The sequence below is a fragment of the Streptomyces sp. NPDC043854 genome, from assembly GCF_056436005.1.
Genome location: NZ_JBWKDK010000016.1, coordinates 38,278 through 58,556, shown reverse-complemented (window position 1 = coordinate 58,556; position 20,279 = coordinate 38,278). Strand labels below are relative to the sequence as shown.

Sequence of the window (20,279 nt, the reverse complement as noted above, 5' to 3'; positions counted from 1 at the left end):
CGACGGGTCCGGGACTCAGCCCCGTGCGGCCGCCTCCTCGACGAGGGCGACGGTCGCCCGCGGGTCATCCACCTCGATGACGAGGCGGTCGTAGCCCTCGTCGTCGGCGAGTTCTATGACGACCGCCTTCTCCGGGTTCTTCACCTGCCAGAAGAGGCGTTCACCGTCGCGCCGGAAGCGGCCTGCGGTGATCAGGCCGGGAACGTGCGTGCCACCCACCCGGATGCCCTTCGACTCGTGGACGATCCCGGGATCGTGCGTGGCGCCACGGACATGGGCGAGGGGGATCTCCAGGCGGCTCTTGAACGCCCACAGCTTGTCGAGGCCCTCGAACTCGACGGTCAGCAGGGCGCGTTCGCGGTCGATGGTGATGGTGGTCATGTCAGTGCTCCTTGGAAGCGGTCGGCCGGGCCCGCAGGCGCAGGCGGGTGCCGAGGACGGTGGAGGCGGTCTGGGAGGCGGCGTCGCCATGGGAGGGGCGCAGGGCGTCCTCCAGTGCGGTGAAGCCTTCCGCGACCAGCGCGGCGACCTCCGCATCGTGCGGAGCCCGTTCGGCGGCGGCCAGCAGGAGGAGCCCGGCGGCCGGCCCGTTGTCGTACGAAGCGACGGCCGCCGCCACGGCCTGCGCCGCGTCCGTCAGGGTGGCGATGACGGCCAGCGTCGGATGGATTTCGCGGTCGAGGTGGTTGCGCAGGGCGGTCAGGTGCAGGTTCCGCTTGGAACCGAACACCTTGTACAGGCTGCCCCGGTGGATGCCGGTGGCGGTAACCAGGTCGTCCACCGAGGTGCCCTCATAGCCGTGCGCGGCGAAGAGGACAGAGGCGGCGATGACGGCCTGATCCGTGTCGAAGGCGCGTGGTCGTCCCATGGCGTGACCCTACGAGTAAAAGAACGATCGGTCAAGAACGATCGTTCCTAAATTCCCGCCGACAGCACCGCGGCAACATCACGACTGCGGACAAAGGTTTCTGACTGACCAACACCGCCACCTGCGGGAATCAGCATCCGGTGCAGCAGGCCGCACAACAGCTCCGGTAATCCATCCGCCATCACCGCGCAGCCTGCCGGGCCCGCCGGTTGCGGACACCAGCGTCCGTGCATCTGGAGGGCCCACCCACGCTGCACCAGGCGTTTCGGCAACGGCTGGGCCGTTCAGGAATGGCCCCCGCGCTGCTGGTGGCTCGCCGCCACATCTGAACGAGTGAACCGCACATCCCTACGGCCCGTGTCCGAGATCTCCAGCGGGCTCGTGCTGATCGCGGCACCTGACGTCGGACGCGGCGATCATCATCGCCGCAGTGACCCCGCATCCATGACGGGGTCGTCGATCGCCGAGTTCATTCGGAGTATTCGCACGCACCTCGGTGTGGTGCGCTGCAGGAGGTCTTCATGTCGGATGTCGCGGTACGGGGGGCATCGGAGCAGGGACGTACGGGGCGAAGTCGCGGGGGCGGGGGTTCGTGGCGGGTGCTGCTGCGGGCATGGATGGCGGGCTTGGCGGTGCTGGCCGGCCTGGCCGTCCCGATCACCCTCGCCACCCCCGCCGCCGCGCAACCCGGACCCTTCGCCTACGTCGCCAACGGCTTCGACGACACGGTGTCGGTGATCGACACCGCCACCAACACGGTCGTCGGCACCGTCACCGTCGGCGACTTCCCCTTCCGCTTGGCAGTCACCCCGGATGGCTCCCGCGTCTACGTCACCAACCTCGACGCCGGCACGGTGTCGGTGATCGACACCGCCACCAACACCGTCGTCGCCACCATCACCATCGGCGTCGGCGACGAACCCGTGGGGGTGGCGGTGTCCCCGGACGGCTCCCGCGTCTACGTGACCGTCTTCCAGACGGACAGCGTGGCGGTGATCGACACCGCCACCAACACCGTCATCGACACCGTCATCGTCGGCGACGGACCCGAGGGTGTGGCGATCACCCCGAACGGCTCCCGCGCCTACGTCACCAACCGCTCTGCGGACACGGTGTCGGTGATCGACACCGCCACCAACACCGTCGTCACCACCATCATCGGCGGCGACGGACCCGAGGGTGTGGTGGTCACCCCGAACGGCTCCCGCGCCTACGTCACGAACATCAGCGCTGACAGCGTGTCGGTGATCGACACTGCCACCAACACCATCATCGCGACCGTCATCGTCGGCGACAGGCCCTTCGGCTTGGCCGCCACTGCGGACAGCTCCCGCGTCTACGTCGCGAACAGCACCTCGAACAGCGTGTCGGTGATCGACACCGCCACCAACACGGTCATCGCCACCGTCACCGTCGGCATCGGCATCAGACCCCTTGATGCGGCTGTCACCCCGGACGGCGCCCGCGTCTACGTCCCCAACTCCGGCTCGGACAATGTGTCGGTGATCGACACCGCCACCAACACCGTCGTCGCCACCGCCATCGTCGGCGACTCACCCCAGGGCGTGGCGATCATTCCGCCGGAGGCCCAACCAGTCATCCCGACCCGGCTGACGCTGAAGGCGGAGTCCAAGGGGAACGGGAAGGGGAAGGGGGAGGGGGAGGGGGAGCGAGACATCCGGGGCGGCAGGGGCGTCAAGCTGACCGCTCGACTCACCGCCGAGGACCAGCCCCTGGAAGGCAAGACCATCACCTTCACCACCGACGCCACCCCGCCGATCACCCTGTGCACCGACACCACCGACGCACAGGGCAAAGCCACCTGCGAGGTCCCCGGCAAGCAGCCCAAGGACACCTGCTACACCGCCACCTTCGCCGGCGACGACACCTACCAGCCATCCACCGCCACGCCTGCCTCAAGAAGGAGGATGGCGGCAGGCCTGGGCACCCCTCCTACGACCGGGCCCGGCCCCGCACCCTTGCGGCTGTCGGCCCGCACTCGCGGGCGACGTCGTAGGCACCCTCGGATTCCCGACCCCGCGGGCGCCCACAGCAGGTAAGACCCCTCCGGGCCGACGGTCACCGACCCTCGGCCCGGAGCCTTGTTCAGCAGCGGGGCGTGAGGAACGGGTACGTCAATTTCGAGCACCCGACCCGCCGTACCGAGGCTGGGTTCGACACCTTCGACCTCACAGCCCGTGCAGGGCCGCCCAGAACACCTCGGTGAACAGCCCCGGGTCGACGCCGTCCCCGGCGACCTCGCCCAGGCTCTCCAGCAGCGCGGCGAAGGCATCCTTGAGAGGTTCCGGGGTGTCCTCGTCCGCGAACGCCAGGCCGCCGTAGAGCTGGAACCAGGCATCGTCGACCGCCGGGTTGCGTTCGGCGAAGTCGAGGTAGGCACGGGCGAGGGCGGTGACCCGCTCACGCGGGCTGTTCGCGCTGGAGGCCGCGGCACGCACCGCCACAGCCATCTCGGCCGCGCCCTCGAGGGCGACGGACGCGAGTGCTCACCCACCGGCAGCCCCGCACCCACACGGGGCGGCTACAGGCCTGGCTCAGCCCCCCGCTCAATTACGCTACTAATGTTGCGTAAATGCCGGAGCGGGCGTACCGTCAATTTCGCTACTCGGCTAGCGGAATTGGAGACTCGCGTGACCCAGACCCGGCGCGGACGGCCGCGCGACACGACGGTGGACGAGCGCGTGCTGCGGATCGCCGCCGACCTGATCTTCCGGCACGGCTACACGCGCCTGACCATCGATGAGGTGGCCGAGCAAGCCGGCGTCGCCAAGACGACGCTGTACCGCCGATGGCCGACGAAGGACCATCTGGCCGTCGCGGTGGTGGCCAGGCTTCAGGAAGACGACGAGATCACCGAGACCGGCGACATCCGGCGTGACCTGACCGATTACCTGACGAAGATCGCAGCCGGACTCAACCGCATGCGGGCGGCAGGCAGGGGCGATGGCTTCGGCGACCCGTCCGCAGGCGTCGCCGGCGAGATGGTGGCGGCTGCCGCCCGTCACGACGACATCGGAGCCCTGGCCCGTGACCTCTACGCGCGCCGCAACGCCCTCGCCCTCGCCCTGATCCGCCGGGCCTGTGAGCGCGGCGAGCTGCGCCAGGACCTCGATGCCGGCACCCTCCTCGACCAGCTGGCCGGAGCCCTGTACTACCGGGTGCTGATCACCGGCGCGCGGGTCGACCGGGCCTACGCCGAACGCCTGGTGGAAACCGCCCTCGCCGGCGCCGCGAACACCGGGAAGGGATCTCTTCCGTGTCCATGAGAACCCTCAGCACCGGCCTGGCCGCCCTCATCGCGGTCGGCATCACCTACACCGGCATGCGCCACCTGCTGGCTCCCCAGTCAACGGCTTCGACCTTCGGACTGCCTACCTGGCCCACCGGCGAAGCCGACGGATTCCTTGCCGTCAAGGGAGTGAGAGACCTGGCATCCGGCCTTCTCGTCGCGATGCCGCTGGTGACCGGGCATCGCCGCGCACGGGGCTGGGCACTGCCGGCGGCTTGCTGAGCACCGCATACGGGGTGCACGGCGCCACCGCCGCGATGGCGGCGGCAACAGCCGCACTCCTTCTACGCGAGAGCGCGCGCATGGGCGAAAGCCCTCGCCATCACTGGGAAGGAAGGACGGAGAAGCACCATGTCGCTGTTGGTTCCGAATGACTCCGGGGCGGTCATCGCCCGCGCCGTGAACGCGGAGACGGTGGGCGGGCCGTTAGCCACCGGCCGCCTGCTGATGGACTCCAGCGCCACCCGCGGCGCGCTCAGCACCGTCCGGATGACGCTCGGGGAAGGCGCCGACGGTGCCGCGCCCCACCACCACACAACTGCCACCGAGCTCTTCTTCGTGCTGAGCGGTAGGGCGCGGGTGCTCGTCGGCGGGGACATCACGACCTTGGAGGAGGGTGACGTGGCCGCGGTGCCGCCGCGGACCCCGCATGCTTTTGCCGCCTCCCCCGGTTCGAGCGCCGACCTGCTGATCGTCATCACACCGGGCATCGAGCGCTTCGAGTACTTCCGGCAGCGTGACCGCGCGGCCGTCCACGACGGGAGGCCGGCATGACCGGGACAGCGGTTGTCGTGGGGGCGGGAGTGGCAGGCCTGGCAACGGCGATCGGGTTGCGCCGCGCCGGCTGGGAGGTGGTACTGCTGGAACGCCGGACCGAACTGGAGCGGTACGGCACGGCCTTCGGTATCCACCCCACCGCGCAGGCCGCCCTCGAACGACTCGGCGTGGGCGCATCCTTCCATGCACGAGCCGTGCCCTACCGGAGCGCCCGGATTCGCACTCCGCGGGGCAAGACCCTGGCGAGCCTCCCCCTGGAACGCATCGAGCGGAAGGCCGGTCGGCCCGAACTGCTGATCTCCCGGCCCTACCTGATCGACGCCTTGCTGACCGAGTTGGACGGCCTGGGCGTACCGCTCACGCTCGGGCAGCGCGTCTCGGATGTCAGCGTCCTCAGGGACGACTGCGATCTGCTGGTCGGCGCCGACGGAATCCGCAGTGCCGTGCGCGCCGCGTGTTTCGGCGAGCGCAGCGGCCCACACCACGTCGGGACGATCGCCTGGATCGGTATCGCCGACTTCGAGAGCGGCGTCTACGGGGAGACCTGGGGCAGCGGCCGGTCCTTCGGGATGACCCCGGTCGAACCGGGTCGCACCAACTGGTACGCCACGGTGCCCGAAGCCGTCACCGCCGAGGAACTGCGCGGGCAGTTCGAGGGCTGGCATGATCCCATCCCGCGGATCCTCAACGGGACCGACCCGGCCACCTGGATCCGCTACGAGATGCGGCACCTGTTCCCCGCGCTCCCCAGCTTCGTCCATGGCGCGGGCGTCGCGCTTGTCGGCGACGCCGCGCATGCGATGACACCCAACCTGGGCCAGGGCGCATGCACAGCGATCCTCGATGCGGAGGCGCTGACCCGGGCTGTGGTCGAGCATGGCGCGGCCGACCTGCAGTCCGCTCTGCTCGACTACGACAGGAGGCGCCGACGCGCCGCACAACGAGTCGCCCTCGGTTCGCGGACCCTGCACCGGGTCATGACCACCAAGCGCACCCGACTGCGCGATGCACTGCTGCGTCTGCTGCCGAGCTGATACCAGCGGGAACCCGGCCCCGAACCCGCAGGGCGGGCCCCTCCGCGAAGCGGCCCGAGCTGGAGGCCGCCGTGAAGCTCGCCGGGGAGATCCGCTCCTCCGGCGTTGCTGTGACCCTCGTCGTCCACGAGCACAAGCGGCTCGGCCGCGGCATCGAACTCGCCATGCTCGCCGAAGAGCTCAAGGCCGGCGATGTCGCGCTGGAGTTCCTCACGGTGGCGCACAATCACCACGGCTCCGTGGCCACCGCGCTCGGCGTCCACGGCCTGACCGCGACACTGATGGTGGTCAACGGCCTGCTGATCATGCGCGAGACCCGCAAGGTCGCGGCCGCTCCGGCGACGCCCGCCCCGCAGCCCGCCCGACGCCACCTTGGCGCGTGTCGGCATTCGCCTGTCAGCCGCCTGCCGGGAAAGGCGAGGCGCGCGCACGATTTTCTTGTCCGCCAGCCCACCGGAGCGGCGGGATGACATCCACGAAGCCTTCCTCGACTTCGCGACCTGCCTCATCACCTACCGACACGCCCAACGCCTTTGTTAGGACCTCCAAATGGTCCAGCGGCTCGCCTCGCGATGCATGGAACTTGACGGGTCGTCGCCATGCCGAAGCGAGGCCCCCGACCAGGGATATCGTGTCCTTGGCCGGGGGCCTTCCGTCATGCTGCGCTTCCGCTCCAGCGGCGGGTCTCTAGCCGACCGGCAGGCCCAGGAACTTTGCCGGAGCCAGCGCAAGGAACTTCGACATCGCGGTGGCAAGGCGGGCCGCTTCGGGGCCACCGGGTTCGCCCGCCAGGCTACGGAACGTCAGCTCCAGAGCCCGGTCACCGTCGCGCACCAGAAGAGTGGTGATCTGGGCCTGCTGCCCCACCGTGCCGGCGAGCATCGTGCGCATCAAGGCCTCGTCACCGAACTTCTGCTCCACCTTGAGCGGCTCACTCGGATCATCGGCCGGGTCCACCAGCTGAACGGTGATCTCCTGATCGCCGATGCTCATCGTCCATGCTGCGCATTGGGCGTACACCTGCCGCATGTCGGCCATCCAGGTCACGGCAGCCCCCGCCGCCCGCTCCGAGACTCCCTCGTCGACGACGATCGTGGAGTCGGCGTTCATGAACGAGGTCCTGACCTCCCTCGCGCCCTTGTCGGTGAACGCCCTGTTCAGCAGGGCCGTGAGTTCCGGGGTCGGACCGGTCATCGGCGGCGGGTCTTCGTCCGACGAGGGCGACTCCAGCTCAGCGAAATCAGCGAGGCCCGCGTCGGTCAGATCCGCTGCCGTGACCAGCAGCCCCTCAAGGTCCACAGACCGCGCGGTCGGCGACGACTGCGAATCGCCAAATGTGCTCACAAAGTTGCCTTTCGTCGAGCGGTGGATGGTACGTGGCGGGCACCACCGTAACCCGCCGCGAATCCAAGACGATCATGAATCGGGTGTGATGTGGTTGTCGTCTTGGGCCGGGGTGGTGACCTCGATCGAGCGGACCGCGTGAGACCTGGAGTCGGTGGCGATACGGCTCCTGCGGGTGAAGTGGTTCGGCCGGTCAGGCAGGGCGTCCGCCGCGGAGCAGGCCGTTGTGGACTACCTTCTGGGCTGCGGTCAGGTGCCCGCGACGCCGTCGGGTGCCGGGTGGGCGGGGCACCCGTCGGCATGCGTCGCGTGGCCGGGGCCGCGGGGGGAACGGTCGGCCGGGAGGGCCTGTGTGTCTGTGTCGTGATCGTCCGTGAGTGGGGTGAAGGCGACGTCCAGACGGGTCAGCCCGCGGAAGTTGAGGCTGCGCTGCCACTGCGGCGCGGTGCCGTCGAGGTGCAGGCCGGGGAGCCGGGTGAGGAGTGCTTCCAGGGCGATCGCGCCTTCCAGCCGGGCCAGCGCCGCGCCGAGACAGAAGTGCGGACCGTGCCCGAACGCCATGTGCCGTCCGCCGGGACGTTCGAAGTCCAGTACGTGGGGGTCGGAGAACACCGCCGGATCCCGGTTGGCGGCGCCGCACACGAGGAGCACCGTCTGCCCTTCGGCGATGGTGCGGCCCGCCAGGTCCAGGTCGTGCCGCGCCCGGCGCAGCATCAGCTGTACCGGGGCGTCGTAGCGCAGGAGTTCCTCGATGGCGGCGGGCATCAGATCGGGCCGGCGGCGCAGCTGGTCGGCCGCGTGCGGATGGCGGAGCAGGGCGAGTGCGGCGTTGCCGATCAAGTGAGTGGTGGTCTCGTGGCCGCCGATCAGGAGCAGGGCGCAGTTGGCCAGGAGTTCGTCCGAGTCCTGGTCGGTGTTCTGTACCTGTGCGGTCAGTAACGCACGCAGGGTGTGGGGGGCCGGTGGGGTGTCGTGGCGGGTGAGGAGCTCGCGGAAGTAGGCGAGCATGTCCGCCATGCTCTGCGAGGCCGTCCGGTTGGCGTCGGCGTCGAGCCGGGAGTTGCCGATGGCTTCGGCGATCGGCGCGGACCAGGAGGCGAGGGCGGGGCGGTCCTGCTGCGGTACGTCGAGGAGGTCGCAGATGACGGTGAAAGGCAGGGGGCGGGCGAGGTCCGCGATGACGTCCATCCGCCCGGTCGGCACCGCGTGGGTGATGATCCGGTCCACGGCTTCGACGATCCGGGCACGGAGTGCTGCTACCGCCCGGGGGGTGAAGGTCTTGCTGATCAGGGCCCGCAGCCGGGGGTGGTCGGGGGCGTCGCTGTAGAGCATCTGCCGGCTCAGGACTCGGGCCAGCGGCCGCAGTTCCTCAGAGACAGCCTCGATGTCGGGATAGCGCACCGAGGACAGCCTCGGGTCGCCTGCGGCACTGCTGACCACTGCGTACCCGGTCGCGATCCAGGCACCCAGGTTGCGGTCCCAGAAGAGCTCGTCGGCGTTCCGCAACTCATCGTAGAACTCGTAGAGATGCTCTTGGACTTGGGGCCGGAAGGCTCGCAGCAGCGATGCGGATGTGCGCATGGTCGGATGGTAGTGATCTGAGCCGGAGCGCAGGGTCCCGTCGGCGCTTTTCGCCCAGATGAAGGATCTGGCCTCTCGTAGCGATCGAAGTCCACCATTGCCCCACGCCAGGAGACTCGCATCAGCGGTTGAAGATCAGCTCATTGCCCCTTTGGCGAGGTCGCCGGTTTCACCCCCTGAGGGACGATCTGGCGAAGCGGTGGCTCAACATGCCGGACGTTGGAGGCGGGTGGCGCCACCGGAAGTGCTCCACGCGCGGGGGCCTCGACCGTCCTGACCTGGGCGGTCAAGCTTCGGTGGCAATCGGCCAAGATCCGATGGCACGGGAGGACAACGTGCTGCGCTTCGGCGACTACGACACCGCCACCCTCCACATCCCGCCCGGCCCCTACGACAGCGCGCTTCGCCTTCCAGCGGACGGCCTCTGACGATGCTCTCCTCTGAAGGTCCAGCCAAGGCAAGCCGAAAACCCTGTGGATCCCGCCTGCGTGGCGTGGAATGCTCTTGGGCGACTGCTGAAGGAAGGCAAGGTCAAGAAGGTGTACGTCCCGTCATCTGCACGAGCTCTCGATGATGATGAGCGTGAGCTCGTGGAGCTGGCACGCCGCACCATAGACGCGCATACCGACGCCGGGCCCGACGAAGATGGGATCCACACGGTGGGCGCCGCGGTCATGGCCGCCGACTACCGGATGTTCGCTGGCGTGAACCTCTACCACTTCACCGGCGGGCCCTGCGCCGAACTCGTGGCTCTGGGAGCTGCGCGGGCCCAGGGCGCCCGCCAGATGCGCTGCATCGTCGCCGTGGGAAACCACGGGCGCGGGGTCATCGGCCCGTGCGGGCGCGATCGGCAGGTCTTCGTGGACTACTTCCCCACCATGCGCGTCATCGTGCCCACGCCCGCGGGGCTCAGGTCCGTGCTCGCCGCCGACCTGATGCCGCTGGCTCAGCGATGGACCCCGGAGGCGGGCATGAACGGTCTCGACGCATTGCTCTACCAAGACCCCGAGACGGCCGGTCCCCCGATCATTCGGTTCAACCCCCGCTACCTCGAAGTCGTCCGCTCCGGCGCCAAGACCAAGACCACCCGCTTCCGGGACCCGGCGCAGCTCGGCCCGGCACGGCTGGTGTTTGAGAGCGACCCTGAAGTCGTCCTGTTGGCAGAGGTGACCGGCATCAGGCACTGCCTGGTCAGTGACCTCACCGACCGGGACGCCCAAGCTGAGGGGCTGACGACCGCAGCCGAACTCAGGGAAGCCCTCAAGGGCCACTACCCAGATCTGGCGGGAACCGACGAAGTCGACGTCATCACCTTCCAGACCAACGACAAGAAGGGCGCCGCTTAAACCGTGGATGCGCCAACGACGGCTGGGCCGCGAGGTGACGACGAGCACTCAGGAAACCAAGATCACCCCGCTGCCCTTCGGCTTACCTCGGTGCTGGACCACGAATATTGACGGCATCGGCGTCCGTGGAGATCACCTGCTTCGCCGCCCTGCTTGCGCCGTTCGACCTGCGCGATGTCGTGGTGACCGCCGATGCTCTGCACACCCGGACCGCTCATGTCCGCTTCCTCGTCGAGCAGAAGCAGGCGCATTTCCTCTTCCTGGTCAAGGCCAATCAGCCCGACCTGTTCGCCGCCTTGCGCTCACTGCCGTGGAAGGAGGTGACTGCCCGCCGCTACGACCGCGAGGTCGGACATGGTCGTCGGGAGACGAGAGCCACCCGGGTGCTGACTGTCACCGGCACAGGCCTGGACTTCCCCTATGTCGTCCAGGCCGCCCGGACCCTGCGCTACCGCGTGGACACCGCGAGCGGGACGTGCACCCGCGGGACCGTCTACGCGATCACAGACCTGACCTCGACCGAAGCCTCCCCGCAACGGATCGCCCAACTGGCCCGGTCACAGTGGACGATCGAGAACCGGCTCCACCACGTCCGCGACACCACCTTTGCCGAGGACGCCTCGAGGATCCGTACCGGCCACGGACCGGCCAACCTGACCACCCTTCGCAACCTCGCGATCAACGCACTCCGGGACGCACGGCACCGCAACCTCGCCGCTGGACTCCGCGAGGCGTCCTACGAACCATTCACCCGACCGCTCAAGCTCCTGGGCATCAGCTGACCAGCACCCCAACAAGATCACCGCGACTTTGAATCAGCCCTGGGTGAACCGTGCGCCCTGGTCGGGGCGGTCTGGGGCGAACGTGCCGCCAGCCCCTTCATGGTTGGCCGGAGACAGCTCTGGGGGAGGAGGAAGCGCAACCGGGCTGATCGGTGTCGGCGAAGGCGGGGTAGGGGCGGCCGTGCCGGGATCATCCGCATGCTGTCCGGCCGGGGTACGCTGCAACCCCGGCCGGAACCGCGACATCAAAGCGGCTCGGCGCGCCGGCGGCGGCCCGAGCCGTCATGGCCAGTACCGTTGCAGTACTAGCAGCGGAGGTCTCGCTCGCAAGCAGTCAGGCGGTCGAAGCGCTTCTTGGCCTCCTGCGCCCGGGCCCGTGCCTTGCGGGCCTCCGTGGTCTTGCCCTCCTTCGCGTACTTGGCGGCCATGCGGCTCCAGTAGTGGTACTGGTCCAGCAAGTACTGGGGATCCGCCTCGCCGCCGCTGGCGCGGACCACCGGGCTGGCGCCGGGCTGCACGGTCACGGCAGCGGCAGGCACGGCGCTGAAGAAGACACCGCCGACGACGAGTGCGGTCGCGGCAAGCGTTGGCATGGGTCTGAACAAGGCTCCCCCTGATGTTCCATCCGATTGGTCACCGAGCCCGGAAGAGCCGCGACCAGTCTGCGGCCGCGCGGCCCTCCCTGGTCGGCCCCCTGCAAGGACCGGTTTCTGTACCGTATTCGCTGGTCAACTGCATGACCGGCTCCAACTGGCACAGCGTAGCGTGGCGTCGGTGCCTGGGTTTGCTTCGGTGGTGAGTCACGGGTTCTGGCACACGTTTCGTGAGGACGATCGGCGGCGTTCTGCCCCGATGGCGTCCCGTCAGTTGGGGCCGCGGTGCGCGGTGATGACCTCGTAACGGTGCTGTTTCCACACTTCAGCTCAGTTCTGCTGGAGCGGGTGTGCGCACAAGCCCTGCTCGCCGGCAACACGGTTCGCCGCCGTTCGCGGGGGCTCACCCCGGCGACCGCACCGACGCCGCGTCGAAACGACCGGCTAACCGGGGAAGGAGAAGTAGAGGGCGTCGCTGTAGAAGGACGCGAAGTGTGCCTGCCAGTCGGTGCGGATCGAGGCGAGCCAGTCGTCGTTCTCGCCGGCGATCGCCGCCTTGGCCTGGGCGACGGCGGCGGGAATGTCGTCGGAGACCAGGCGCTGAACCCCCGCCACCGGATCGTCACTCGTGAGGGAAACCATCTCGCCGGTCTCCAGGAGGAAGTACCGCGCCCGCTGCTTTTCCAAGTGGGACGTGGTCTTCGCCACACACTCGGCGAACTCGGCGTCGCCGCCCAGCCCGTGACCGACCGCGCGCAGGAGGTCGCGCAACAGGGCCGCACCACTGGAATAGTCCGCGGCGATGCCGATCCTCGGGCTCCAGATCATGGAGGGGACGATGGTCGTCTCGTACCCGGCCATGAGCTTGTGGGCAAGCGGGACATCCCAATTGTGTTCGGATATGCACCGGATCGCCTTGGGATTCTCTTCCTCGGTCGGCATCGAGTCTGCGGAGTAGAGATATGAACGGTTCGCCATGGCGGCGACCCTAGCAGTGGGGACCGACACCGCCCGGACCGTCGGCTCTGCCGCGGGAGATGCCGACGGGCTGTCCGGCTGCATCGTTTGCACCTCAAGAGGCAGAGGGTCCTACGGTCGCAGCCATGAAGATCATCGTTCATGACACGGCGTCCGCCGTGCTCGACCTGCTGGAGCGCCCGGCGGCGGACCGCCCCGCCGCCCTTGCCGACTGCTCGCCCCACTCCAGGACGTGATGTCCGCGTCGGGCGTCCCCGACCTCGTGCAGCTGCACCGGACCGGGAGCGGCTTCCCACTCGACCACGACGACCCCCGCCTGGCGGAGGCCGTCCACCGCATGCGGGACGCGGGCGTCTGGACCCGCGTCGAGGACTCCCTCGGCGCGGCGCGAGAGCGCCTCGGTGCCGCCGCACCTGGTGCCGCGACCGCACCGGACGTGCACGTCGTCCTGGTGCTCGGCGACCCCGACGACGAGCACCTCACGGTCCGCAGCGCCGGCTACCTCGGCACGGGTGGCATCCCGGGCGCCATCCACTTCATGATGTGGCCCACCCAGACCAGCCCGGAGACGATTGGGGCCACGCCGCCGCGCACGAGCTCCACCACAACGTGTGGTACGCCAACGTGGTCCGGGACCCGGTGGCGGTGACCGTCGGCCAGCAGGTGGTGGCCGAGGGGCTGGCGGAGGCGTTCGTCCGGGAACCGGCGGGCGGGGAGGCCATGGAGCCCTGGGCGACGGCCCTCGCGGGTGCCGAGCTGGAACAAGGCGTACGAGAAGGTCACGGCGGGCATAGACGTGGCCGGGATGCACCGGCTGGCCTTCGGCTTCGCGATGCTTTGCCAGGTGACGCTGTCGCTGGCCGCCCGGTCGGCCACGGTGCCGGCGCAGGGCGGGAAGCTGCTCGCGCGGGCCGACGCACTGGCTACTCTCGGCATGCTCATGATGGTGAAAGGGCGCTGTGGGCGCGCATGTGGTGGCTGCGGCACGGCCGGACCGTCCGCCGGTGGGGCGGGCGTGCGCGTGGGTACGGCTGCGGGGCGGAGGAGGGCGGGGCGTGCCGTCCCGCCGAGAGCCCCTCCACAGCGACGACGACCGGGCTGCGAGGATCGGGGCAAGGCTTGACCTCAAGTGAGGTTCAGGTTGGAGGCTTCTTCGTGTGCCGCTGGCCGCAGGGCAGCGCAGCACTTCACACGTTGGAGGAAGTCTCATGTCGAGCAGTGTCGTTCCGAACTCCGGCCCCGCCGTGCCCGCCGCACCCTCAGTCCACCGTTCCGGCCTCAGCTGGTGGAAGGTGCTCGTCGCCGGCGCGGTCGGCGCGGCCGTGGTCAATCTGATCGTTCTCGCCGTCGCCAAGCTGGCCGGTGCCTCGCTCGTCGTCGTCGACGGCGGCGAAGAGCACCCGATCACGGTCGGGGGTGTCATCGGCTCCTCCGTCGTCCCGCTGGTCGTCGGGACGGGCGCTGCCCTCTTGCTGGCCCTGTGGAAGCCGGTCTTCCTGCGGATCGCGCAGTACGTGGGCGGTGGGCTGGCACTGCTGTCGGTCGCCGGCCCGCTGTCGTCCGGCGCCGACGGCGGCACCGTCGCAGCCCTGTCCCTCATGCACATCACCCTCGGCGTGGCGGTCGTCGCCACCCTGCAGCTCCACCGCCGCCACCACTGAGTGTCAGCACTGCCGGATCTCCCGCGCGGTCGTCTTGCCGAACGGCGCGGCTGCGGCGGGTGTGTGGTCGACGACACGTTCACGGAACGCGGCGACAGCGGCCAGGATGACCTCCAGGAGCTCAGCGGCCTCGGGGCCGATCGGACAGCGCCCTGTCGAGCACCTCCAGAGCGGCGGCCGCGTCCTCAACGGCGCCGGCACTCCGTCGATCGGTGGCGGCGCCGCTCGGAGCCGAGGCGGTGACATCAGCAGTGAAGCGGGGCGTGGCCTCGTACGTGGGCACGGAAGACTCTCAGGAAGCACGAAGCCCCCCGGCCAGCGGCCGGGGGCGGGTCTGCCAATCGAACGATGGAGCACGGGTGGTTGGGGTCTGACCGGCTGCTGAGAGCCGACAGCCGAAGGTGATGTCGAAGGCGTTCAGGGCGCTCTCCAGCGCATGGTCCAGCAGGCCTGTCCCTTACCCGTGGGGTCCAGGGACATGGTCGCCATATATGCGCACTTCAGAGCGGCGATCCCGTTCGGGGAAAGTCTCCGCGGGCATTGACTGCTCGGCGGATCCTGGCGTTCACGGACTCGACCACGTTGGTGGCACAGACGATGCGGCGGATGGCCTCCTCCAGTGCGGCCATCTCGTTGAACGCGGTCCAACCGCTGAGGGTGCGGCGCTTCGGGGCGTTCGGTCCAGAGGCGGGCGGTGCTGACGGGCCCGCGCCCGCGGCCTCGCCCGCGAAACGTTGCTGGACGGCCTGGCGGCTCACTCCCAGGACGCGGCCCACGATGTCCCAGCTGTGGCCGACGGCCCTGGCGCCCTGGACGGCCTCGCGTAGCAGCCGGCTCGCCTCCTCGGCGCCAACGCGGGAGGCGTCGAGCAGGTGCAGGTACCCGTGGGGGTCGTGTTCGAGCGAGTCGGCCAGCCCTTCGGGGGCGTCGAGGACGGCTGCGGCGATCACTTCCCGGATCCGGTCCGGATCCGCCGGGCGGAGGAGTGGTTCGTCACTCATCAGCGCAGTCCGGCAAGGGGCTCGAGGGCGTCGAGGACTGCCTCGTCGCGGCGCGTCTGCTCGCCGGAGCTGCGGGCCGCCGCTCGGCGGCCAGGCTAGCCGTGCAGGCGCTGAGCGCAAGGCCCACGACGATCAGGGCGACGGTGGCGGAAAAGGCCGCGTCCCCTCCCACCGTGCAGCTCCGCAAACGGCAGGGCGTGTGCGGTCTTCGGGTGACAATGGTCCTGGTGTCAGTCGCCTCCGCCACCCCCGCAGGACGCTCCGTCTCCCCAGGAGAAGCTGACACCATCGTTATGCCGCGACTCGGAACGCCGCGGCCTCTGCGATGCCCGGCCGCCGAATGCGCCGCCGCGCCAGACCTGGAAGAGCCCCCAGGCGAGGCCGACCCCCACGACTATCAGGTATTCCACCTTCGTTGCCCCCTTTCCCCACCATTCTTGCCTGTGCCGTGCGGTTCTCAGCGCCTACTCTGCGGCCACCGGCTCGGGCGCCGTGGCAGCGCGCCGGGCTGTCAGTGCAGGCTGCGGGTCGGTTCCTCCTCGAGGTCCACACTGCGGGGTGCCTGGTATCGGCAGCGTGCCGACACTGGTTCCGGCGGGCACGCCGTGCTGGGTGGCGGCCAGGAGGCGGACGGCCGCGTCCGGCAGGCCGGGACGGTAGCGGGCGTAGTCGGCGGCCGCGGACCCGAACAGGGCATCGTCCGAAGCTGCCGCAGAGGCTGGCTGGTCGGGGCGGGTCATCGTGAATCTCCAGAGGGCGTGGGGAAGTTGCCAGGTCAGGGCGCCGTTCGGGCTGGTAGCCCGCTGGACGTCATCGGCGTCGAGGTGGAGCTGGTAGGCGGCCGGTTCACCGGCCGCCCGCCAGCGGGCGGCGACATCCTGGACCTCCGCCCAGATGTCCCGGGGGCCGCAGGTCGTCACGTCCCACCGGCGGTAGCCGACGGGTCTCACGCGCATCCACGACCCGCACTCGGGCGCGCCGATCGGCAGGTCCTCGGCGCCGAAGTGGCGCACCAACCCCGGGTACAGAGTGTCCAGGGCCAGCCACATGCCGCGCGCCGTGTCCGCCGGCGGTGCCAGTCGGCTGCGCTGCGTCCGCCCTTCGGCCGTGGTGATCGTCGCGCGGAACGCGGCGGACAGGAACAGCCGGTCGAAGCCGGCACCGGCGCGGTGCCCGAACTCGACCGCGCGCAGGTCCGCCTCCACGGTCCCGTCCGGCCGTTTGTCGATCACGGCCAGGCCCGGCCACGACGGCGACGACGTCCCGAGCGTCATCAAGGCGCGCCCGCCCGGCACCAGCTGCTCCACCAGGGCCTTCGGCACGGCGCGGACGGCGAAGGAGACGAAGACCCGGCCGTACGGGCCCGCTTCGGGCCACCGGTCGCCGACCTCCGCACACGCTCGGCAGCCGCCGACAAGGAGGAGCGGGCCGCCGCCAGGCGGCACCGGGAGGCAGAGCAGGCAGCGCAGCAGGCCCGCAAGGACGCCGAGGCAGCCAGTCGGCGACTGAACGCCTCACCACCGCCACACTGACCGGCACGGAAGGCCAGCGCCACGTCCCTGCTGCGCCGCTGTTGTACGGTCACCCGCCGTGGTCGATCCACGCTGTCGCGGGCGCCAGTCCCTGGCGTGGTCCCTTCATCAAAGGGACCGGCCGATGCTCCGCTCCGCGCGACGAAAAGGCCCATCACTTGGGCATCTGAACGCCCTGGTTGTGACCGCAGTGTCGGCCATGTGGTCGACGGTGCGCGGGTATGGTGCTGGCGGCCGTCTCCCGGCGCCGCAACGCGTGCGCAAGGGGGGATGGAGCAGCCGCGGCTGCGGGTGCGGTCGCCATGTGGTGGCATCGGTGGGATGGAGGACCCCTTCGCCGGCTGCGAGTCGGCACTGCTGGCCGTGGCGGGAACGGTGGACCGGGACACCGCGCGCCGCGCTGTGGCTTCCCGCGCCACCGGGGCCGCGGACCTGAGAGCGCTGCTGGACATGCTCGGTCTGCGGCCCGAGCACGATCCGCCGGAAGAGCGCTGCGCGCGCTGACCGGCGCTCCCGGCGCAGGACACCTGCTCGACGACCCGGCCGTGCTCAGGAGATCGTCCTCTGGCCCTCAGGGGTTGGGGGAGTTGCGCGCCGATCCGGCAAGATCCGGAAGGGAGGGCCTGGACCCGGAACCCCTTACAGGCGTCGGGGTCCGGCACCGTCCTCGGCGAGTGCGTCGCCAGGGTTCAGCAGGGCGCAGGCCTTCATCGAGAGGCAGCCGCAGCCGATGCACCCCGTGAGTTCGGCCTCGAGCCGTTCGATGGTCTGCCGGCGCTCCTCCAGGCGGCGCTTCCAGCCGCGCGAGGCGCGCTGCCACTCGTGGTGGCTCGGCGGCCGGTCGAGCGGTACGTCGGCGAACGCCTCCCGGAGGTCCTGCAGCGGGATGCCGATCCGTTTCGCCACCGAGATCAGGGCGACCCGGCGCAGCATGTGCCGGGGGTAGCGGCGCTGGTTGCGCTCGTCGCGTTCGGATGCGATCAGGCCGAGTTCCTCGTAGAACCTCAGAGCGGACACCGCCGCCCCGGTCCGCGCGCTGACCTCGCCGATTCCCAGCCAGTCGTCGGGGGTGGCCCTGGCGCCGCCTGGCTGATGGGTCGTCATGCACCGTCTCCTTTTGACCTCAAGTCTACTTGAGGCCCTACGGTCGGCTGCGCCAGAGCGGCAAGCAGCACCGACCCGGAGAGGACGGCAGCCCGATGACGTTTGTGATCGCCCTGCCCTGTGTGGACGTCAAAGACAAGGCATGCCTGGACGAGTGCCCCGTCGACTGCATCTACGAGGGTGAGCGTATGCTCTACGTCCACCCCGACGAGTGCATCGACTGCGGCGCCTGCGAGCCGGTCTGCCCGGTCGAGGCGATCTACTTCGAGGACGACACCCCGGAGCCGTGGCGGCCGTTCAACACGGCGAACGCCGAGTTCTTCACCGACCTCGGCTCCCCCGGCGGCAGCGCGAAGCTCGGCCTGATCGCGAAGGACCATCCGATGGTGGCGGCGCTGCCGGTTCAGGACACCGTCTGACCCACCGGGGCGCTGGGCCCTCTCTTCCGGACCTTGCCGGATCAGCGCGCGTCGTTGGGCGCCCGACAAGGTCCGAAAGAGAGGGCCTGGAGACTGTCGTCAAAGTGATCTCGGGTTGTGGATCAAGGGGTGGTGATACGTCGCCATGAACTGTCTGATGCCGAGTGGGACCTCATGCGGCCGCTGCTGCCCCGGCCTCCTTTGGGCCGGCCACGGCTGGACGGCCGGACGGTCCTGAACGGTATCGTGTGGAGGTTCCGAACCGGGGTCGCCTGGCGGGATGTGTCCGAGCGGTACGGGTCGTGGACGACGCTCCACACCCGCTTCCGCCGGTGGGTGGCGGAGGGCACGTTCGACCGGATGCTCCGAGCGGCCCAGGCGCAAGCGGATGCCGAGGGCGACATCGAGTGGCCGGTGTCGGTGGACTCCGCCATCGTCCGGGCCCACCAGCATGCGGCCGGGGCCCGAAGAAGGGGCTCCGGAGCCCGGCCCTCGGCCGGTCCCGCGGCGGGCTGACCAGCAAGGCTTCCACCTCACACAGCGGGCCCTTGCGCTTCCGTGCTCAGGCTCACCGCTGAGTTATTAGATCCACCTCGCCTGCGACGGGGCCGGCCGCCCGCTCGCCTTTGTCCTGACTGGCGGGAACGCCGACGACTGCACCCTGTTCACCGCCGTGATGGACGCGATACGGGTGCCCCGGATCGGGCCGGGACGACCCCGGGCCAGGCCCGATCACGTCATCGGCGACAAGGGCTACAGCTCGAAGGCAATCCGCACCTGGCTGCGGCGCCGCGGCATCGCCCACAGCATCCCGGAGCGGAAAGACCAGGTGCGCAACCGGGCGCTGAAGGGCAGCCGAGGCGGCCGCCCGCCGTCCTTCGACCGCGACGTCTACAAGCGCCGCAACGTCGTGGAACGGTGCTTCAACCGCTTGAAGCAGTGGCGAGGGATCGCCACCAGGTACGACAAGACCGCCCAGTCCTGCCAAGCAGCCGTCACCCTCGCATCGCTCCTGATGTGGGCCTGACACTTTGACGACAATTCCTAGGCCCCGCTCTGGGCGGTCTCTCCGGCCGGAGGCGCGGAGACGACGACGGGGACGCCGAAGGACAGGAAGTCCGTCACCACGGTGGTGGCGCCCGCTGTCTGGGACAGCCGCACGGGCACGCCCTTGCCGTCCACCCAGACCTCGGCCACCATGTCGACACCGTTCGGGACCACGCCGTGCCAGGGCCTCTCGGCGTCCTGGTGCAGTTTCCCCAGCGGGATGGTCGCCTTGTAGCGGGTGGCCGACCTGCCGTTCACATCTTGTTCGCCGACCCTGGCGACGTCCTTCGCCGCCGTGAGGGCCGTGATCGCGGAGACGGCGTTCTCCGGCCCGCCGAGGGCCTCCGCGTCGGACGCCTCCCTCACCTCCGCGGCCTTGACCTTCAACCACCGCTTGCCCTCGGGGTCGTCCTCGGTCTCGTAGAAGTACGAGTCCTGGACCAGGCGCACGGCGGCGGTGCCCCCCTTGCCGGCTTCCTCCAGCGCCGAACCGGCCGGCTTCCGAGCCTCCATGGCGTACCCGTTGGCCCACGAGTAGGCGCCCTTGATCTCCACCGGTCGGCCGCCGGTGTGCGGCGACGTCACCCGTACGCTGACCTCGGCCGCCCCTGCCTTCGCCACGGCGTCGGCCGTCTTCCCAAGGGTCCCGGCGGCGTCCGACTCCGCGGAACACCCCGCCACCCCCGCCCCCGCGAGCACCAGCGCCGCGAGACCACGCACAGCCCGCCCTGCCTTCACAACCCCACCCCTGCCGTCAAACGGTTGACCACTTGCTGATCATGCCACCACTCACTGTCATGATCGGACCAAATAGAGCGCCCGGCGCCCCGAAGGGTGGCGCTCAGCGGCCGCCCGTCGCGTCGCGCGGCCAGCGGGCCGGCCCGTAGAGCTTCTGGACGGCT

The 20,279-nt window shown here is 69.8% G+C and carries 20 protein-coding genes and 4 pseudogenes; 13 read left to right on the top strand and 11 right to left on the bottom strand.

Annotated features, from left to right (window positions below):
* Window positions 1-15: 15 nt before the first annotated feature.
* Both AC068A_RS16675 and AC068A_RS16670 read right to left on the bottom strand, forming a co-directional pair.
* Window positions 16-381: a hypothetical protein gene (locus tag AC068A_RS16675; RefSeq protein WP_478585491.1), complete on the bottom strand. Its 366-nt coding sequence runs from the start codon at window positions 379-381 to the stop codon at window positions 16-18.
* Between the two features lies 1 nt (window position 382).
* Window positions 383-868 carry a TetR/AcrR family transcriptional regulator gene (locus AC068A_RS16670; RefSeq protein WP_478585490.1) on the bottom strand — a complete coding sequence of 162 codons (486 nt, stop codon included), beginning with the start codon at window positions 866-868 and terminating at the stop codon, window positions 383-385.
* A gap of 521 nt (window positions 869-1,389) precedes the next feature.
* On the opposite strand from AC068A_RS16670, the gene AC068A_RS16665 reads away from it, so the two are divergent.
* Window positions 1,390-2,928: a YVTN family beta-propeller repeat protein gene (locus AC068A_RS16665; RefSeq protein WP_478585488.1), complete on the top strand. Its 1,539-nt coding sequence runs from the start codon at window positions 1,390-1,392 to the stop codon at window positions 2,926-2,928.
* Between the two features lie 132 nt (window positions 2,929-3,060).
* On the opposite strand, the pseudogene AC068A_RS16660 reads toward AC068A_RS16665, so the two are convergent.
* Window positions 3,061-3,372 (bottom strand): annotated as a pseudogene (locus AC068A_RS16660) (TetR-like C-terminal domain-containing protein); the annotation flags it as partial.
* A 147-nt stretch (window positions 3,373-3,519) separates the two neighbouring features.
* On the opposite strand from AC068A_RS16660, the gene AC068A_RS16655 reads away from it, so the two are divergent.
* The 5 genes from AC068A_RS16655 to AC068A_RS16635 all read left to right on the top strand — a co-directional run bounded on the left by AC068A_RS16655 (window position 3,520) and on the right by AC068A_RS16635 (window position 6,459).
* The gene (locus AC068A_RS16655; protein ID WP_478585486.1) at window positions 3,520-4,155 is read left to right on the top strand and encodes a TetR/AcrR family transcriptional regulator; all 636 of its coding nucleotides are present in this window, start codon (window positions 3,520-3,522) and stop codon (window positions 4,153-4,155) included.
* On the top strand, window positions 4,152-4,400 hold the full coding sequence (locus AC068A_RS16650) for a DUF4267 domain-containing protein (protein WP_478585484.1): 249 nt from the start codon (window positions 4,152-4,154) through the stop codon (window positions 4,398-4,400). Before AC068A_RS16655 ends, AC068A_RS16650 begins: the two co-directional genes overlap by 4 nt.
* 129 nt (window positions 4,401-4,529) lie before the next feature.
* Complete coding sequence (locus tag AC068A_RS16645; RefSeq protein WP_478585482.1) at window positions 4,530-4,952, top strand: cupin domain-containing protein; 423 nt, start codon at window positions 4,530-4,532, stop codon at window positions 4,950-4,952.
* A complete protein-coding gene (locus AC068A_RS16640) occupies window positions 4,949-5,989 on the top strand; it encodes an FAD-dependent oxidoreductase (RefSeq protein WP_478585480.1) in 1,041 nt (346 codons plus the stop codon). Before AC068A_RS16645 ends, AC068A_RS16640 begins: the two co-directional genes overlap by 4 nt.
* A 71-nt stretch (window positions 5,990-6,060) precedes the next feature.
* On the top strand, window positions 6,061-6,459 hold the full coding sequence (locus tag AC068A_RS16635) for a hypothetical protein (protein WP_478585479.1): 399 nt from the start codon (window positions 6,061-6,063) through the stop codon (window positions 6,457-6,459).
* Window positions 6,460-6,676: 217 nt separating this feature from the next.
* On the opposite strand, the gene AC068A_RS16630 is transcribed toward AC068A_RS16635, so the two are convergent.
* A complete protein-coding gene (locus AC068A_RS16630; protein ID WP_478585477.1) occupies window positions 6,677-7,333 on the bottom strand; it encodes a hypothetical protein in 657 nt (218 codons plus the stop codon).
* 249 nt (window positions 7,334-7,582) lie between these two features.
* A complete protein-coding gene (locus AC068A_RS16625) occupies window positions 7,583-8,914 on the bottom strand; it encodes a cytochrome P450 (RefSeq protein WP_478585476.1) in 1,332 nt (443 codons plus the stop codon).
* A gap of 488 nt (window positions 8,915-9,402) precedes the next feature.
* Between AC068A_RS16625 and AC068A_RS16620 the strand changes: the two genes are divergently transcribed.
* The gene (locus tag AC068A_RS16620; protein WP_478585474.1) at window positions 9,403-10,260 is read left to right on the top strand and encodes an ASCH domain-containing protein; all 858 of its coding nucleotides are present in this window, start codon (window positions 9,403-9,405) and stop codon (window positions 10,258-10,260) included.
* Between the two features lie 107 nt (window positions 10,261-10,367).
* Window positions 10,368-11,042, top strand: a complete 675-nt coding sequence (locus AC068A_RS16615; protein WP_478585473.1) for an ISAs1 family transposase — start codon at window positions 10,368-10,370, stop codon at window positions 11,040-11,042.
* Window positions 11,043-11,347: 305 nt separating this feature from the next.
* On the opposite strand, the gene AC068A_RS16610 is transcribed toward AC068A_RS16615, so the two are convergent.
* Both AC068A_RS16610 and AC068A_RS16605 read right to left on the bottom strand, forming a co-directional pair.
* Window positions 11,348-11,635: a hypothetical protein gene (locus AC068A_RS16610; RefSeq protein ID WP_478585471.1), complete on the bottom strand. Its 288-nt coding sequence runs from the start codon at window positions 11,633-11,635 to the stop codon at window positions 11,348-11,350.
* A gap of 444 nt (window positions 11,636-12,079) precedes the next feature.
* Window positions 12,080-12,613: a DUF7822 domain-containing protein gene (locus AC068A_RS16605; protein ID WP_478585469.1), complete on the bottom strand. Its 534-nt coding sequence runs from the start codon at window positions 12,611-12,613 to the stop codon at window positions 12,080-12,082.
* Between the two features lie 125 nt (window positions 12,614-12,738).
* Here AC068A_RS16605 and AC068A_RS16600 point away from each other — a divergent pair.
* A pseudogene (locus tag AC068A_RS16600) lies at window positions 12,739-13,431 on the top strand (DUF2268 domain-containing putative Zn-dependent protease); the annotation flags it as partial.
* A 390-nt stretch (window positions 13,432-13,821) separates the two neighbouring features.
* Complete coding sequence (locus AC068A_RS16595) at window positions 13,822-14,274, top strand: DUF6069 family protein (RefSeq protein ID WP_478585467.1); 453 nt, start codon at window positions 13,822-13,824, stop codon at window positions 14,272-14,274.
* 376 nt (window positions 14,275-14,650) lie between these two features.
* Here the strand turns inward: AC068A_RS16595 and AC068A_RS16590 are convergent.
* Window positions 14,651-14,885 (bottom strand): annotated as a pseudogene (locus AC068A_RS16590) (transposase); the annotation flags it as partial.
* 854 nt (window positions 14,886-15,739) lie between these two features.
* Entirely contained in the window at window positions 15,740-16,720 is a 981-nt protein-coding gene (locus AC068A_RS16585) for a hypothetical protein (protein WP_478585466.1), read from the bottom strand.
* 408 nt (window positions 16,721-17,128) lie between these two features.
* Here AC068A_RS16585 and AC068A_RS16580 point away from each other — a divergent pair, with 408 nt between their 5' ends.
* Window positions 17,129-17,311, top strand: a complete 183-nt coding sequence (locus tag AC068A_RS16580) for a hypothetical protein (protein WP_478585464.1) — start codon at window positions 17,129-17,131, stop codon at window positions 17,309-17,311.
* 135 nt (window positions 17,312-17,446) lie between these two features.
* Here the strand turns inward: AC068A_RS16580 and soxR are convergent, their stop codons facing one another.
* Entirely contained in the window at window positions 17,447-17,911 is a 465-nt protein-coding gene (gene soxR / locus AC068A_RS16575) for a redox-sensitive transcriptional activator SoxR (protein ID WP_478585462.1), read from the bottom strand.
* 95 nt (window positions 17,912-18,006) lie between these two features.
* Here soxR and fdxA point away from each other — a divergent pair, with 95 nt between their 5' ends.
* On the top strand, window positions 18,007-18,330 hold the full coding sequence (gene fdxA / locus AC068A_RS16570; protein WP_478585460.1) for a ferredoxin: 324 nt from the start codon (window positions 18,007-18,009) through the stop codon (window positions 18,328-18,330).
* 135 nt (window positions 18,331-18,465) lie between these two features.
* Window positions 18,466-19,357: pseudogene (locus AC068A_RS16565) on the top strand (IS5 family transposase).
* A gap of 17 nt (window positions 19,358-19,374) precedes the next feature.
* On the opposite strand, the gene AC068A_RS16560 reads toward AC068A_RS16565, so the two are convergent.
* Entirely contained in the window at window positions 19,375-20,097 is a 723-nt protein-coding gene (locus AC068A_RS16560; protein ID WP_478585458.1) for an SCO4651 family lipoprotein, read from the bottom strand.
* Window positions 20,098-20,279: the final 182 nt, after the last annotated feature.

Bases quoted from the DNA above. Each gene is read 5' to 3' on its own strand.
- AC068A_RS16675 (WP_478585491.1), bottom strand. From the start codon at position 381: ATGACCACCATCACCATCGACCGCGAACGCGCCCTGCTGACCGTCGAG.
- AC068A_RS16670 (WP_478585490.1), bottom strand. From the start codon at position 868: ATGGGACGACCACGCGCCTTCGACACGGATCAGGCCGTCATCGCCGCC.
- AC068A_RS16665 (WP_478585488.1), top strand. From the start codon at position 1,390: ATGTCGGATGTCGCGGTACGGGGGGCATCGGAGCAGGGACGTACGGGG.
- AC068A_RS16650 (WP_478585484.1), top strand. From the start codon at position 4,152: ATGAGAACCCTCAGCACCGGCCTGGCCGCCCTCATCGCGGTCGGCATC.
- AC068A_RS16645 (WP_478585482.1), top strand. From the start codon at position 4,530: ATGTCGCTGTTGGTTCCGAATGACTCCGGGGCGGTCATCGCCCGCGCC.
- AC068A_RS16640 (WP_478585480.1), top strand. From the start codon at position 4,949: ATGACCGGGACAGCGGTTGTCGTGGGGGCGGGAGTGGCAGGCCTGGCA.
- AC068A_RS16625 (WP_478585476.1), bottom strand. From the start codon at position 8,914: ATGCGCACATCCGCATCGCTGCTGCGAGCCTTCCGGCCCCAAGTCCAA.
- AC068A_RS16610 (WP_478585471.1), bottom strand. From the start codon at position 11,635: ATGCCAACGCTTGCCGCGACCGCACTCGTCGTCGGCGGTGTCTTCTTC.
- AC068A_RS16605 (WP_478585469.1), bottom strand. From the start codon at position 12,613: ATGGCGAACCGTTCATATCTCTACTCCGCAGACTCGATGCCGACCGAG.
- AC068A_RS16595 (WP_478585467.1), top strand. From the start codon at position 13,822: ATGTCGAGCAGTGTCGTTCCGAACTCCGGCCCCGCCGTGCCCGCCGCA.
- AC068A_RS16580 (WP_478585464.1), top strand. From the start codon at position 17,129: ATGGAGGACCCCTTCGCCGGCTGCGAGTCGGCACTGCTGGCCGTGGCG.
- soxR (WP_478585462.1), bottom strand. From the start codon at position 17,911: ATGACGACCCATCAGCCAGGCGGCGCCAGGGCCACCCCCGACGACTGG.
- fdxA (WP_478585460.1), top strand. From the start codon at position 18,007: ATGACGTTTGTGATCGCCCTGCCCTGTGTGGACGTCAAAGACAAGGCA.